General features: G+C 37.9%; 13 protein-coding genes. 9 read left to right on the top strand and 4 right to left on the bottom strand.

All coding sequences use genetic code 11. The features are described 5' to 3' along the window. The first annotated feature begins 146 nt into the window (after window positions 1–146). The 6 genes from AC1HJP_RS00535 (at window position 147) to AC1HJP_RS00510 (ending at window position 7,169) form a co-directional block, all read left to right on the top strand. Window positions 147–1,688 (top strand): GGDEF domain-containing protein, encoded by a 1,542-nt coding sequence (locus tag AC1HJP_RS00535; RefSeq protein WP_480360245.1) that lies wholly within the window; start codon window positions 147–149, stop codon window positions 1,686–1,688. A 14-nt stretch (window positions 1,689–1,702) separates the two neighbouring features. After that, window positions 1,703–3,043: a nucleotide 5'-monophosphate nucleosidase PpnN gene (ppnN, locus tag AC1HJP_RS00530; protein ID WP_480359662.1), complete on the top strand. Its 1,341-nt coding sequence runs from the start codon at window positions 1,703–1,705 to the stop codon at window positions 3,041–3,043. Next, window positions 3,040–3,807 carry a flap endonuclease Xni gene (gene xni / locus AC1HJP_RS00525; RefSeq protein ID WP_480359661.1) on the top strand — a complete coding sequence of 256 codons (768 nt, stop codon included), beginning with the start codon at window positions 3,040–3,042 and terminating at the stop codon, window positions 3,805–3,807. Before ppnN ends, xni begins: the two co-directional genes overlap by 4 nt. 68 nt (window positions 3,808–3,875) lie before the next feature. Beyond that, the gene (locus AC1HJP_RS00520; RefSeq protein WP_480359660.1) at window positions 3,876–4,265 is read left to right on the top strand and encodes a DUF3192 domain-containing protein; all 390 of its coding nucleotides are present in this window, start codon (window positions 3,876–3,878) and stop codon (window positions 4,263–4,265) included. A 7-nt stretch (window positions 4,266–4,272) separates the two neighbouring features. Further along, complete coding sequence (locus AC1HJP_RS00515) at window positions 4,273–5,955, top strand: hypothetical protein (RefSeq protein ID WP_480359659.1); 1,683 nt, start codon at window positions 4,273–4,275, stop codon at window positions 5,953–5,955. A gap of 206 nt (window positions 5,956–6,161) precedes the next feature. Beyond that, the gene (locus tag AC1HJP_RS00510; RefSeq protein WP_058032489.1) at window positions 6,162–7,169 is read left to right on the top strand and encodes an isocitrate dehydrogenase; all 1,008 of its coding nucleotides are present in this window, start codon (window positions 6,162–6,164) and stop codon (window positions 7,167–7,169) included. Window positions 7,170–7,240: 71 nt separating this feature from the next. Here the strand turns inward: AC1HJP_RS00510 and AC1HJP_RS00505 are convergent, their stop codons facing one another. Next, window positions 7,241–10,201 (bottom strand): immune inhibitor A domain-containing protein, encoded by a 2,961-nt coding sequence (locus AC1HJP_RS00505; protein ID WP_480359658.1) that lies wholly within the window; start codon window positions 10,199–10,201, stop codon window positions 7,241–7,243. Window positions 10,202–10,601: 400 nt separating this feature from the next. Between AC1HJP_RS00505 and AC1HJP_RS00500 the strand changes: the two genes are divergently transcribed. Together AC1HJP_RS00500 and ilvN are read left to right on the top strand one after the other, a co-directional pair. Continuing rightward, entirely contained in the window at window positions 10,602–12,326 is a 1,725-nt protein-coding gene (locus AC1HJP_RS00500; RefSeq protein ID WP_480359657.1) for an acetolactate synthase 3 large subunit, read from the top strand. Beyond that, window positions 12,326–12,823, top strand: a complete 498-nt coding sequence (ilvN, locus tag AC1HJP_RS00495) for an acetolactate synthase small subunit (RefSeq protein ID WP_138479431.1) — start codon at window positions 12,326–12,328, stop codon at window positions 12,821–12,823. Before AC1HJP_RS00500 ends, ilvN begins: the two co-directional genes overlap by 1 nt. 58 nt (window positions 12,824–12,881) lie before the next feature. On the opposite strand, the gene AC1HJP_RS00490 is transcribed toward ilvN, so the two are convergent. From AC1HJP_RS00490 to AC1HJP_RS00480, 3 genes are all read right to left on the bottom strand, one after another. Next, window positions 12,882–13,157, bottom strand: a complete 276-nt coding sequence (locus AC1HJP_RS00490; RefSeq protein WP_138479433.1) for an HU family DNA-binding protein — start codon at window positions 13,155–13,157, stop codon at window positions 12,882–12,884. Between the two features lie 149 nt (window positions 13,158–13,306). Further along, window positions 13,307–13,615 carry an MGMT family protein gene (locus AC1HJP_RS00485; protein ID WP_480359656.1) on the bottom strand — a complete coding sequence of 103 codons (309 nt, stop codon included), beginning with the start codon at window positions 13,613–13,615 and terminating at the stop codon, window positions 13,307–13,309. Beyond that, a complete protein-coding gene (locus AC1HJP_RS00480; RefSeq protein WP_480359655.1) occupies window positions 13,605–14,495 on the bottom strand; it encodes a LysR family transcriptional regulator in 891 nt (296 codons plus the stop codon). The genes AC1HJP_RS00485 and AC1HJP_RS00480 overlap by 11 nt, the downstream gene beginning before the upstream one ends. Before the next feature lie 102 nt (window positions 14,496–14,597). Between AC1HJP_RS00480 and AC1HJP_RS00475 the strand changes: the two genes are divergently transcribed. Further along, window positions 14,598–15,677, top strand: a complete 1,080-nt coding sequence (locus AC1HJP_RS00475) for an efflux RND transporter periplasmic adaptor subunit (RefSeq protein ID WP_480359654.1) — start codon at window positions 14,598–14,600, stop codon at window positions 15,675–15,677. Window position 15,678: the final 1 nt, after the last annotated feature.

Below are 15,678 nucleotides of genomic sequence, written 5' to 3'. Positions count from 1 at the left end.
TAACAAACTCCCCTTATAAAGTTTAATAAAAGAGATAAACTGCATGTCTTCAGGCTTGTTGTGATATGTAACAAACAAATTGCCTTCAAAAATGAGATAATTGTTGTAAACTTAAAGTGTTAATGAATTTATAGATGGCAAAATTTGTGACCAATAAAGATGCGCTAATAGAAAAAAAACTAAAACAAGCAGTTAAAGTACGAGCTCAGCTCGAGAATGCGCATAAAGATCAAATACAGACTCTGAGTAATTTTGCTGCGAAACTCGCAGTGAGTAGCAAGGGTCAGGATGTTGCTCTAGATAATCTTTTGGCTAAATTTAGACAAGCACTTAGTAAAGGCGTGAGTTTTGATGATTTAGCTCCTCTTATTAATACCATTACTCAATCCCTTAAAAATCAAGAATCTGTAAACGCTGAAAATCATCAAAAGCTTTCAAACAGTATTTCTGACGCGGGCAGACAACTGCAAAAGCTTAAAGGTATCCCAGATGATACCCGTCGCAAGCTACGAAACTTATTAGATCACGAATTGACTGAAGTGAATGTAAGTTATGAATTCTTGCCGGTTTTTGAAAAGCTCATTGGTATTTATCAAAAAGTGTTAGCTGTTAAAACAAGCTCTGACGCTTCAGCAAAAACAGCAACAATGCAAAAGCCTGAATTAGCCAGTGAGTTATTAACTTTAGCCAATGAAATTACATTCGAAGACGATGTATCAAAAGAAGTCATCGATATTAAAACGACATTATCTCAGTCAGCAGAAGTTGATGTATTACTTGATTGTGCGATTGCTATCATAGAGATAATTGCCAACAGCATTGCTAGAGAACGTCAATCTGCTCAAGGTTTTTTAGTTTCACTAAATCAAACTCTAGAAGAATTGCACGCATCAATCCTTAGTACGACTAATTCGACTAAGCATATGAGTGCCGAGCTTTCAGGTCTCAATAAACAAATTGAGACTAAGATCAAACTTTTAAATGAACAAACGCAAAAAGCGACATCGATTTCAGATTTAAAAGAACTGGTTGACGGTGAGTTAAAGCTTTTGAGAAAAGACTTAGTCAAACGAGAAGAATTAGAACAAAAAGATAAAGCGGATTTACTCGCCAGTTTTGAGCAAATAAATTCACGTATCAACGTTTTAGAGACTAAAGTTAATACTTACAAGAAAAGACTTTCTGAGCAGCAATTTAAAAGTTTACTAGACGGCCTAACAAAGCTGCCTAATCGTGCAGCGTTTGATGATCGATTTAATCAAGAGTTTCACATGTTCGAACAACATGGTAATGAAACCACTTTGGTTGTTATCGATGTCGATTTCTTTAAATCTATCAACGACCAATATGGCCATAGTTCTGGCGATAAAACACTACAAGTAATCGCTAGAGCTTTAAAGAAAGCAATACGTAAATCTGATTTTATTGCCCGTTATGGCGGTGAAGAATTTGTTTTATTAATGCCAGGTATGCCTTTAACTCATGCCAGAGCACCATTAGAAAAGATTAGGAATACCATTAAAGCAATTCCATTTAAGTTTAAAGATAAGCAAGTACAAATAACTGTGTCTTTAGGAGCGACGCAATTTAAAAAGGGTGATACACCTTTGGCAGCTTTTGATAGAGCTGATGATGCACTTTACGAAGCAAAAAACAGTGGTAGAGATCGCCTTTGCATTCGTAAATAACAAGGAGAATGCCTATGCAAGTCCAACTAAATCCAACTGGCGTACTTAATTTACTTTCAAAGCTTGAAGTCGACCTTTTACAAGCCTCTTCGAGTACAGAAAGGTATAAACTTTTTAGAAACTGCGTATTAGCAGTATTAAACGTAGGTAGTCATACTGATTCTAGCAGTGAAATTTACGACAAATACCAAGATTTTGATGTAAAACTCATCGCTAGAGAGCGCGGCATAAAAATTGAGTTAGACAATCCCCCCGAAACTGCCTTTGTAGATGGAAGAATAATCACAGGTATCCATGAACATATCTTTTCTGTGATCCGTGATTTGTTATTTATTTATCAACGCCACGAGCCAACTGAAGACGAGCAGCAAATTACTCATATGGTCTTTGATATGCTCAGAAATGCCTCTGCGTTACCAGTTAATACAGACCCAAATATGATTGTTTGTTGGGGCGGTCATTCAATCAGTGAAATCGAGTATAAATACACAAAAGAAGTCGGATATGAATTAGGCTTACGCGGTCTCAATATTTGTACAGGCTGTGGACCTGGTGCAATGAAAGGCCCTATGAAAGGTGCAACCATTGGTCATGCAAAACAACGTATTACAAGTAACCGGTATTTAGGCCTAACTGAACCGAGTATTATCGCAGCTGAGCCCCCTAACCCTATCGTTAATGAGCTTGTAATATTACCCGATATCGAAAAACGTTTAGAAGCATTTGTCAGAACAGCGCATGGCATTATCATTTTTCCCGGTGGTGCTGGTACAGCTGAAGAGCTTCTATATTTATTAGGCATACTGTTACACCCTGAAAATCAGAAACAATGCCTACCCGTTATTTTAACTGGTCCTGAGTCCTCAGCTGATTATTTCAAAGAGATCTGCCAATTTGTTGAAGATACGCTCGGTGAAGAAGCTTTAAGTAAATTTGAAGTGATTGTTGGCGATCCACAAAAAGTGGCTGTCACTCTTAAGCAAGCTATGCCTAAAGTTAGAGAATATAGAAAATCTCAGGGCGATGCTTATTACTTTAACTGGACGCTAAAAATTGAGCACCAGTTCCAAATGCCATTTGAGCCAACTCATGAAAACATGGCGAATTTGAACTTATCCTTAAATCAAAATAAAGAGCTTCTAGCAGCTGATTTGCGTAGAGCATTTTCGGGTATTGTCGCTGGTAATGTTAAGGATGAAGGCATTAGAGAAATCAAAAAGCATGGTCCATATCAGCTTCATGGTGAAACCACATTAATGGAAAAAATGGACACCCTCTTACAAGCATTTGTAGAGCAAGGCCGAATGAAATTACCAGGCAGTAAATATACGCCTTGTTATGTAGTGAATAAATGAGTAAAACTTTAGTACTAATCGATGCGCTGAACCTTGTTCGGCGCATTTTTGCAATTGAACCAAACCAAAAAGATATTACTGCTGTAAATAACACCGCTCAACGGGTTTCTTCAGCCGTTAATAAGTTACTAAACATTACTTCAGCAACTCATGCGATAGCTGTGTTCGATGGTGATGGAAGTTGGCGGTATCATTACTACCACAAATATAAAGTCACAAGAAAACCAATGCCTGAAATTTTGTCTAGCAATATGGAAACTATTGAAAAGGCATTTGAACAAACTGGTATACCCGTTTATAGACCAGATCACGATGAAGCTGACGATATCATTGCAACCCTTGCAACTAAGGCAGCTGCTGCAAACGTAAATGTAGTGATAGCCTCAACAGATAAAGGCTTTCTTCCTCACCTTACCCCAAGTATTAGAATATATGATTATTTTAAAAAAACCTGGATAGATACACAGCAGATAAGTGATAAATTCAAAGTTGAAAAACATCAACTTACTGAACTTTGGGCTATGGCAGGTGATAAAACAAACGATGTACCAGGTATAGCTGGAATTGGTTTAAAGACAGCACAAAGACTATTAAACCAATGTGGTGACTTTGAAAATATTTTAGCTTACGAATCGCTAAAACCCGCTGAAAAGCAAAAGATTCACTCTGGTGTAGACGATTTTATTACTAGTAAGAATTTGGTTTCATTAAGAACAGATATTCATTTAGGGTTTAATTTACAAGACTTAAGAGTTAGCCGTTAATTGTCTAAGAAAGTTTTAACTCTTGAAGACTTTGATATACTGACTTGGATTTAATTCTTGGACTTGTCATGATCAAAAAAGTACTGCAATACATAATTTTAGGCCTTGCTGTTTATGCAAGTATTGTCATGCTAGTGATCAACTTCTATAAAGATGACCCTCAAGCTATGATCTGGCAAGATAGAGAGGCATTCAATAACCGCTTTATTTCAAAGCTTGATGAGTCTGAAGTCATGCCTTTGGAGGAAGTACTTGAAACACTGGGAAGTCCTGATCTGACCTATGTATCTAAGCAACAAGATAATGTTTTTCAAATTGTTTACTATAGAACACAACTTGTTAAATCTGATGGCATTACAACCCAAGACGAATGCACGGGCCTGTTATTTAAGAATGGTGTTTTGCTCGTTTGGGGTGATAATGCGTCTCTTGAATATACGAAAATAAGTGGAGAATAATGCCGCCGTGAAAGCATCTCCTACACAATTAAAAAAACTTTTCGAGCATTCACATCAAGTACTTAGGCTCTACTACAACAAAGAAAAATGGCCTGTTATATATCCAAGTATTACGCAACTGGCTGAAAGGTTTGTTCAGTGTTACAGTCAACAACCTGGTGCATTGCATGCTCACCTTCACTTTTACGCAAAGCATCAAGGCTACACTACCAACCTAGTTGTAAATCAATGCATACTTGTTACTGCAATCTGTCACGCATTAAATTTTAATAAAGAAATCACAGAATCATTAGTTATTGCTGCTATATCTGACCAAATTTGTACATCAAATGAAACTAATAAGCTTGCTGCAGGGCAACACCTAACAGAGCAAGCTCAAAGGTTAGTTCAAAACCGACATGCACTCGCTGTGAAAATGCTGAATAAAGGCAATGTACCCACTGGACAAGTACAAAGAATACTCGCCCGTTTGGATAAATATGCCTCAGCCATTACGGGTATTAATGCAATACCTCTTTATGATAACCCAAGCATTATCGTTGCAATCGCGATGCGCATTGCCAAAGCAATTACACCTAGACCAAAAGTAAAAACGTTTAGCCTTAATCAAGCGATAAAATCACTCTATTTAAGCTGTTATAACGAATTCGCACAGAATGCATTGTGTGAATTAAGTGCACAGCTTGTTGCACACCCTTCAGGGCTGGCAGTGTCTTATAAGAATGAGCAATGTATTGTTTTAGCAAAAAATGGCAATATTCATTACCTTGCGCTAATGATAGAAAATAAAGCCAGAAGGATCATCAGAACGTCTCAGCCCATCTTTGGTGAATATCGAAGTCAAATTATCAGTGATCCTATTCTACTTTATAAAATTTGGTTTAATGAACAGTTACCAGAAACCGAAGTTAAAGCTTTAGACGATAGTGAAAACCTTGAGTCTATTGCACAGCTCGGAAACACTAAATACCCTGACTTTAAACAGCTAGAAAAAGTAGTTACTAATTTTGAACATATAGAGCAAGCACTTAGAACTGCAGCTAAGCAATATAATCGTCAAGGACAAAAAGCGGGGAGTTTGAGGCATAGTTTAACAATGGTGGGGTTAGATACAGCAGCTTTACTTTGTCAGCGTGTATTACTAGAAACCATGATTGCAAATATTAGTCACCCTTTTGCCTCTGATATTATTAATAAATACGCGCATATTAATAAAGTTATCACCTTATTAATAAGTAAAAAGCACAGTGAAAAATTTGAATTTTATCTCTGCCCTTTTTCTGCTTTTATTTACTTCTTACTTCATCAGCACCCCGAAAAAGTGATGCGTTTTATTCAACTAGATGAGGATGAATTTTCGAGTAAGCCGCTCTCAATTGCACAATTATTTGGGCTAAAGGATTACCAACATGATTCATTAATAGATTATGTGAACAATTATTTTTCTGAGTCATTTTCACATCGCGCACTGTTAAATACTGAAACAAAAACTAAAAGTCAGTTGAATGACGTTGACAAAGAATTTGTTGCTATTAAGTATTTGGCAATGACAACATTATTCGATATTGATTTAGGAACACCATGGCAAAAGCAAACCACAACGGATGTCCTTAAACACTTCGAGTGGGAAAATATTGATGTGTTCAAAGTCGCTCTGCTAGACCTATCACCACATTGTGTCATTGAGTGATATTTATTCTATAAATATTATCAATGACAAACATAAACACTGATTATGCCTATTTCTCATTACTTGCTGGCATAAGACTGCATAAATTGTTATAAAACGCGCTTAATTTTTCAAGCGAACACACACCTTCCTTCTTTGTTTACTACACTCTGTATTTAGTGCCCAAGTGGCTAGGTGTGAAAAATATATTGATAAAGGAAACCATAATGGCAAAGCAAACTATCACTGTGATCAAGGGCGATGGTATCGGTCCAAGCATTATTGATTCAGCAATTGAGATCTTAAACGCTGCAGGCTGTGATTTTGATTATGAATTTGTTGATGCAGGTTTAACTGCACTAGAAAAAACAGGTGAGCTTCTACCTAAAGAAACACTAGAAGTAATCGAAAAAAATAAGATCACTTTAAAAGGCCCATTAACTACACCTGTTGGTGAAGGTTTCACTTCAATCAATGTAACACTACGTAAGCAATTTGGCTTATACGCTAATGTTCGTCCGGTAAAATCTTTTGCAGGCACAAAAGCGCGTTACGACGACATTGATATTATTACTATTCGTGAAAACACACAGGGCATGTACTCAGGTCTTGGTCAGGTTGTTTCTGAAGATGGTAATGAAGCAGAAGCAATGTCAAAAATCACACGTGATGGTGCAGAGAAAATTGTTACATTTGCGTATGAGTTAGCACGTCGCGAAGGTCGTAAAAAAGTGACCGCTGTTCACAAAGCGAATATCTTGAAATCAACTTCAGGTTTATTCCTTAAAGTTGCACGTGAAGTCGGTGAGCGTTACCCAGATATCGAATCAGCAGAAATGATTGTTGATGCTACGTGTATGAAACTTGTTATGACGCCGGAAGAATTCGATGTAATCGTAACAACTAACTTATTTGGCGACATCTTATCAGACCTATGTGCTGGTTTAGTTGGTGGCCTTGGTATGGCACCTGGTGCAAACATTGGTGAAAATGCTGCTATTTTTGAAGCAGTTCACGGTAGTGCACCTGACATTGCAGGTAAAAACCTTGCAAACCCAACTTCAGTAATCTTAGCGTCAATCCAAATGCTTGAATACTTAGAAATGGGTGAAACAGCTGATCGTATCCGAAATGCAGTAGCTGATGTGATCAAAACAGGTGACAGAACTACACGTGATTTAGGTGGAAGCCACGGTACTACAGATTTCACACAAGCTGTGATCGATCGCCTTTAATAAAAATAAAACTACGATTTATTTTTGTTTATTATATAAAAGAGCTGCCAAAGGCAGCTCTTTGATTATGATTAAAGCTTAAACCTTCGTAACAATAACAAGCCTGACAACAATAGCACAAACATACTACCGCCAGAGCTCGACTCTTCACTTTGATTGTCAGAAACTGTCACAGTTTTTATTGCTGTCTTCGTTTTATTACTCTCTGTATCTGTTAATGTTGCTGTTACATTAAACTGCCCACTCGCAGAATAAGTATGTGACACGCTGTCACCATTTCTCTGAATACCATCACCAAAATCCCAGCTAACACTGTAATTTCCTGTCCCGCCAGACAAAGTTGCTGAGGCAGATAACTGTAGTCCGTTGGTCGTCACTGAAGTAGTTATTTCAAGTGGAACAGCCAAAGAAATCTGCTTGGATTCAGAAACAGAATTATCATTTCCATCTGTCACTGTCACTTTAACCGTGTAAGAACCGCTCAATGAATAACTATGGGATATTTCATCACCATTTAAACTATTTCCATCCCCCATATCCCAGTCAATTTTATAGGGTTCAATTCCCCCATTAAACGAAACCTTACCTGTCAGAACACCATTTGCATGCGCTAAATCAACCTCTGAAACCTCTAGAGGTTTACTTAAGTTCACTTCAGTTTCGGCACGATTAATTTGGCCATTTTCTTTACGCTGTGTGAATTTAACCGTGTATTTTTGATATTGTTCAAATTGAATAGTTGGGTTAAGAACTTCACTTGATTGACCGTCGGAAAACTCCCAAGTGAAGCTATCTGTCTCAGAGAACAAAAAGCCATTTGCAAAAAAGCGCACTTGGTTATCGTTGATGATATAACTTATGTCTGTTTGTCCTTTAGTATAAGAAATTTGAACTTCAGCATTATCGAAAGATTCTGAAGTATCCAGAAGTTCTATCTTGAAGCCATATTTAGGAACCTGAACACCAGACTCTGGCTGTAACTTGAATGTATAATCTAAACTGTCATCAAAAAAGTTTACTGACGAAAGGTCATTGTCTCCTAGTCCTGCTGATTGTGCAGTTAGTCGCATAGCTGCGTCGCGGACTTGTATCATTGAACTAGCAGCATCAGTACCATTAGACTTAAATATAGGTCTCTGATCTGTATCTATAATAAGTAAATCACCAAAGCCTTGATGTTCAGAAGTGTTATTATTTTCATAATTTTCATTAGAATACCAAAGCGTTAAGCCAGCAGGGTATTGGGCTTGCTGTAAACCTTTATCTAATCCTTGATGGCTCCTTAGTTGTAGGTAGTAAGTGTGTTCATTGCCTGACTTATATCGGCCTATTTTTCGAAAACCGTTGAATTGGTTACTATTATTACTTTCAGCGTTGTCTGTTAGTATTATTTCTTGTGATGAGGAAATTGATATGTCGTCAAGCACGATGCCAAAGAAAGAAACTGCTGCATCAGTTTGATAAACAAAGGTAATTGTCACTTTTTGATTAGCATATGAAGAGAGATCATAAGTTAAATCAACAAAGTCAGCATTTTGTACATTATTTGCTGCCGAGCTACCATCAAGATAATGCCTAACACTTGGGTAATTAGGGTGAGTTGTTTTCGTTGAATTACCAGCTAAAGGTTCAGAGTTCACATATACCTGAAAAATATCGTAGTCAGATTCAATACTAAACTTACTCTTCATTTTTAGTGTTAACAGATCAGAGTCTGGTAATGACACCTGAAATGACATTTGGTTATTAAGGTTATTACCATCGCCAGAATAGTATTGAAGTGAGCCAGAACTTGGTACGATAAAATCTTCTAGTATAGGAGGTAAGGTAATTTTAATTTGATTTGTAGATTCATTGAAAACGCTAGCATGATTTATAGTATGACTTTCAGTGCCATCTATTGAGGTCAATTCAAGCGACTTTTGATTAACCCAGTTACCAGCAAAACGATTTTGTAGATATTCTAAATTTTTAGGGCTAAACATAACTGGGGCTGAGCCTCTGACTTCCCCCATCCAACTACCACTGGACATGACAGACCAATTAGCAACAGGTTCACCTATTTCTATATCTTTTAAGTCGTATTCGTCTGGCAGACCTAGATCATGACCAAATTCATGCACAACCACACCAATCCCAGCATCAATTGGGTTAATTGTATAATTAAATGCTTTTATAGATGAACCTGTTACATTGGCGGGCTGATTTGAGCTATTTGTCACAAAGAATCGATGTGACCAAATCGCATCATCACCGAGCACACCGCCGCCAGCTTCTTGTCCAATGCTTGAGTGAAACAATAGAATATGGTCAATGACACCATCAGGCTCATTGATTACCCCATCGCCATCAACGTCATTCAGATCCGTTTGATCGTACTCAGTAAGGTCTACACCTTGCGAAACTAACGCTTCAACAGCTTCTAAAACCAGCTCAGCTATATTCTCATCTCTAATGTCTCCACTTTTTCGACCATAATAAGCGGCCTCTTCCTTTACAGTAACCCAACCATAAACGCTGCCTGTTAAGTCAAAATTGTTTCCTGTGACATTTCGATAATATTGTCTGGCACTGGGAAGGTTCTCTTGGTTAGGTCCACTAAAGCCGTCAACAGAGAAAAGTAGTTTTTTATAATGTTCAAGCGGATAACTGTTATAAAACATATCGGTATCGCCGGATTCGAGTCTAGGATCACTTGACCTCAAGTCTGGGAAATCTACAAGAATGCCTAAAATCTTTACTTTATGCAGCGTATCGGTGTTGTCACTTTGCACAAATTGTTTTAGATATTTACGAGTTTGTTTGACTCCTTTAAAAGGTATAGTTAACGAAGATACTTTTGGCTTTCCGCTTTGTGAAATATAATTATTTAATAACTGTTTTTTTTCATATTCGCTTAGAGCACGTCCAAGTTTCTTTTCTTTCCAATAAACAACTCTTTCTTCATCCAATCGTAATAAATCAGGCATAGCATTGGCATGTATACTAATTAAAATGCCAAGGTTAATTAGAACAAAATACTTTAAATTCATATATTTCACCGATATCCGTTTATTAGTTCGATACTATCACTACAAAGGGTACACGTCTGTACCAAGATAAAATCGCAGTAAAAATACTTTATTCATTCAATTATTAAAAATAGACCACAAGAACAACCAAATCATCACAAAAAAATAAATTTATAGAAATTTTATGCAACTTTAGTTTGAATCGTCTTGACTTATGCATATAAAAAACCTTTAATGTTTTTGTTTAAATTTTAATAGTATTTTTATTTCAAGTTATGATTTCTAATTTAATTGTAAATGTCGTGCTCGTACTGGTCTTTTTAATAAGCTCAGCGGGGACGTATTAACTTGATTTACGATGAAACCCCGCAATTGCGGGGTTTTTTTTTGTTTAATTTTACGATTGCACCGAGGAATGAGGATGGTACAAACGCAATTTAACGGCTCAGAGTTAGTCGTGAAAGCTTTAAAAGCTTTAGAAGTAGAATATATATTTGGCTACCCTGGTGGGTCAGTACTGGATCTATATGATGCATTATTTCAACAAAGCGACATTGAGCATGTTTTAGTTAGGCACGAACAAGCTGCAACACATATGGCTGATGGCTATGCCAGGGCAACTGGTGAAGTCGGCGTTGTGCTAGCCACATCAGGTCCCGGTGCAACAAACTGTATTACTGGTATAGCTACTGCGTACATGGACTCTATTCCTATGGTCGTACTGTCAGGGCAAGTGCCTTCAAATTTGATTGGTGATGATGCATTCCAAGAAACCGATATAGTTGGCTGTTCAAGACCAATCGTTAAGCATAGCTTCAACTGCCGAAGTGCAGAAGAGATCCCTACGGTTCTGGCCAAAGCTTTTTATCTCGCTAATTCCGGTCGCCCAGGTCCCGTGGTCGTTGAATTACCTAAAGACATTTTAAATCCACAATTAAAGTTCAACTTTAATATGCCTAAACAGATAGAGATGCGTACTTACAATCCTAGCGTTAAAGGTCACGGAAAACAGATAAAGAAAGCCGTTGAAGCTATCTTGAATGCAAAGCGCTTAGTTATCTATTCTGGCGGTGGTGTGGTTTTATCTGATACAGCAGATAAGTTGAAAGAGCTGGTAGAAACTCTGAACGCCCCCATCACAAATACCCTCATGGGGTTAGGTGGCATTAGTGGCACTCACCCTAACTTTATTGGCATGCTTGGTATGCATGGCAGTGTTGAGGCGAACAAAGCGATGGCCAATGCAGATGTAATTTTAGCACTAGGTGCACGATTTGATGATCGTGTTACCAATAATGTTAAAAAATTCTGTCCAAATGCGACCATTGTGCATGTCGATGTTGACCCTACTTCTATTTCTAAAACCATCAAAGCACATATTCCAGTAGTTGGATGCCTTGCGACTGTATTTGAGCAATTGTTAAGTTCAATTAACGCCAGCTCAGAACGTATTGACCGAGCTGCACAAGAGGTTTGGTGGGAAGAAATTACAAAGTGGAGAGCACAAAAGTGTCTTGCTTATGAAACCAACCCTGAAGTTTTAAAACCGCAAACTGTCATCGAGAAAGTATACGAGATTACTAATGGCGATGCCTACGTATGCTCTGATGTTGGCCAGCATCAGATGTTTGCCGCCCAGTACTACCCGTTTAAAAACCCGCGCCAATGGATTAACTCAGGTGGCCTTGGCACTATGGGCTTTGGCTTACCAGCTGCAATGGGGGTCAAAATGGCTTTCCCAGAAAGTGAGGTATTGTGTGTAACGGGTGATGGCTCTATTCAAATGAATATTCAAGAGCTATCAACATGTTTGCAATATGGCTTAGCAGTGAAAATTATTTCGTTGAACAACCGCTCCTTAGGCATGGTGAGACAATGGCAGGATATGCAATATGGTGGTCGCCATTCCAGCTCATATATGGAGTCTTTGCCTGATTTTGTTGCTCTGGCAGAAAGTTATGGTCATGTCGGCATTAAAGTCGATAGACCAGATCAACTTGATGAAGCACTTGAAAAAGCATTCTCTATCAAAGACAGATTGGTATTTTTAGATATTCGAGTAGACGAAAAAGAACATGTTTATCCTATGCAAATAAAACTGGGTGCAGTTGACGATATGTGGTTGAAAAAAGGAGTAAAAGCATAATGCGTAGAATCTTAAGTATCCTTTTGGAAAATGAGCCTGGCGCATTATCAAGAATTGTTGGCTTATTCTCGCAGCGCGCCTATAACATCGATAGCTTAACGGTTGGAACGACTGACGACCAAACCTTGTCGCGTATTACAATCACCACCCATGGTGACGATAGAGTCGTCGAACAAATAACTAAACAAGTAAATAAGCTGGTAGATGTGCTGAAGGTACAGGACTTAACTGAAGTTCAGCATATTGAAAGAGAGCTGTTACTTGTTAAAGTGTATGCCAGAGACGAAACCATGCGTGCCGCTGTGACGAGAATTGCCGATGTTTATCAAGGTGCTATTATCGACATGGGCAAACAAAGCTATACACTTCAACTACTTAGTAGCTCTGAAAAAATTGAATCGTTTTTAGACATGCTAAGACATGAGAGCGATATTATAGAATTAGTACGCTCTGGTGCAGTCGGCATAGGACGTGGTGATAAGGCCTTAAGAGCCTAGATTTATAATAAAAAAAGGGGCTGAGGCCCCTTTTTAGTCAATTCAATATAAGTAAATATTACTGATTTACTTGATCTTTAAGACCTTTACCTGCTTTGAAGCTAGGAATATTTGCTGCTGCGATTTGGATCTCAGCACCAGTCTGTGGGTTACGGCCAGTGCGAGCTGCACGCTCTTTTACTGAGAAAGTACCAAAACCAACCAGTGCTACTGAATTACCTTCTTTTAAAGAAGTTGTAACAGCACCAGTGAATGATTCAAGCGCTCTTGCTGCAGCGGCTTTAGAAATTTCAGCATCAGCTGCCATCTTTTCAACTAGTTGAGCTTTATTCATTATTTAATTCCTATTTATTGTAATTTTGCCTAAGCAAAACCTATGTTTATGTATTTTTCGGCTTAGTGCAACTATTTACTACAGATTTTTATGAAAAATCGCATTAAATACCGTAAATAAAGGGCTTTCGAGTTGTTTTAGAGTTTATTTTAATCAAGCCATTTAAATTCTTTTAAGCTCACTTTATTATTTAGAAAAACCACGCCCTCATTTTCAAGCCTTTCTTTCTGTTCAAAAAACTTACTGCTATCCACCGGAAATGATATTTTTCCTTGAGCGTTTATCACTCGATACCAAGGCAGTTTAGAATCTTTTGGCATCGTTTTTAAAATACTCCCTACTTTTCTAGAGTAATTAGCTTGTCCTGCCAATTTGGCGATTTGTCCGTACGTTGCAACATGACCATATGGGATTGCACCAATAATGGTATGCACCCGTAATTCAAAATCATCCATCATATTTTTCACCTAATAGTTTAAATCTAGACCAGATCGCTCTAGCTACAGGCCCATGGTGTCTCGTATGCTTTCTAAACACATGAATGTTAGCTGTGAAACTGTCTTGTCTGTCTGCAATCCTTATTCTTTCCAATTCACCGTTTTCAATTTCATTTTTACAATGCTCAAGACTGGTTAGTGCAAACCCTAAGCCTGACAGCAAAAATGACTTCATAGAGGTCAGGTCATCGACTTTCATACGGTTCGTGTTTAGCGTGTAAGCCAAACGCTCACTGTCAAAAGCAAACGCACTTTCAAACATCGCAATACATGGATAAGACTCTAAGGCTTCGTAATGTAAAAATGGAGGTAACAAACCTTTTTTTGCAACAATTCCAAGCTCTATCTCCCCTACTTTCATCGTTTCAAGCTCACCTGTTGCGTGAAACAAATCAAACCAAGGACCTATGCCTAATTCAGCTCTACCACTGTTCACTTGCTGCAGAGCTTCAAAACGCGGGCCACTGGTAATTGAAAATTCAGTAGATTTATACGTTTTGAAAATATCTCCAATTGCTTCATTATATATATTTTGGTATGAAATGGGTTCATAACAAATACTAAACTTAGCTTCATTACCCTCAGCAAATTCATTCGCCAGAATTTTCAAATCATCACGAATAGCCAACAACTTGGTTGCCTCTAGATAAAAATGCCTGCCTTGCTCTGTGAGTTTTAATCGATATGCATCCCTATCGACAATGCTAAACCCAAGGTTTTGTTCTAGTCTTTTAATTGACTGAGAAATGGCCGGCTGGGTCTTGTGCATTCTTAATGCGACCTCTTGTAAGCTTTTAGAATTTGCAACTGCATCGAGAATTTCGAGATCTGCCAACTTCATAAATTAAACTTATCAACTTTACAATTTTTAATAATTTTAATTTTATCAGGTTTTTTCTTATCCTTAGCGAAAATTTTCAGAGCTAACTAAATGGAGTGAACCATGTTGAGGTTAAGTGTTATCGCACTGATTACAGTTTTGACACTAGGCTGCGGTCAAGAAAATGAAAAGTCCGAAAAGATAGAGATCGTACGACCTGTGAAATTATTCGAAGTGAAAGATCCTACTGCGCACAACATTCGCAGCTTTCCTGCAGAAGTCGTGGCTAATCAAGGCTCTTATCTGGCTTTTCGTGTCAGTGGTGAACTAATAGAGTTCCCCGTTCGCGCAGGGCAAACTATTATTAAAAATGACCTACTCGCTAAATTAGATCCAGAAGATTTTCAGTTACAGTATGAACAACGTAAAGCACAATTCGAACTTGCTAGTGCTCAACTCAAACGTATCGATTCATTATTTAAACGTTCTATTGCAACTAAAGCTGAATTTGACCAGGCCCTTGCTAACAAACAAGTCTCTGAGTCGGCATTTAAAATCGCTAAAACAAATTTAGAAAATAGTGAGCTTCGTGCGCCTTTCTCAGGAACGGTTGCCAAAGTCTTTGTTAAGAACTTCGAAAATATCGTCGCCAAACAAAATATTCTGCGTCTAGAAAGCAGAGATAGGATGGATGTGGTCATTTACGTACCTGAACGTTTAGTTGCCAGAGTTAAAAAAGATTTAGATTATCATCCTTCAGTTACCTTTGATGGTTATCCAGACAAAGCGTATGACCTATCAATCAAAGAATGGGACACACAGGCTGATCCTGCCACTCTTAGTTATAAGGTGGTTTTCTCATTACCCATACCTAAAGACTTTAATCTATTTGAGGGAATGACGGGCCAGGTTTCGATAGACCTTTCAAAAATCACCGAGCATCACAGCAATGCAATCACCGTCCCTGCATCTGCAGTTTTCTCTTCTGATACAGAGCAATTAAACAATAACGCGTATGTATGGGTTTTTAATCCAGATACTCAGAGTTTGTCAAAGCGTAAAGTTTCGGTTGGCAATATCTATCAAGACCAAATTGATGTACTTGAAGGCCTTAACATTGGCGAACAAGTTGTATCGGCTGGCGTATACCACCTTTATGAAGGTCTAAAGGTAAAACCTTGGGTTAAAGAGCGAGGTTTATAAT

The sequence above is a fragment of the Pseudoalteromonas sp. NFXS53 genome (assembly GCF_056629255.1).
Note: the sequence above shows the minus strand (reverse complement) of the source record. Positions and strands in the feature narration are given on the sequence as shown.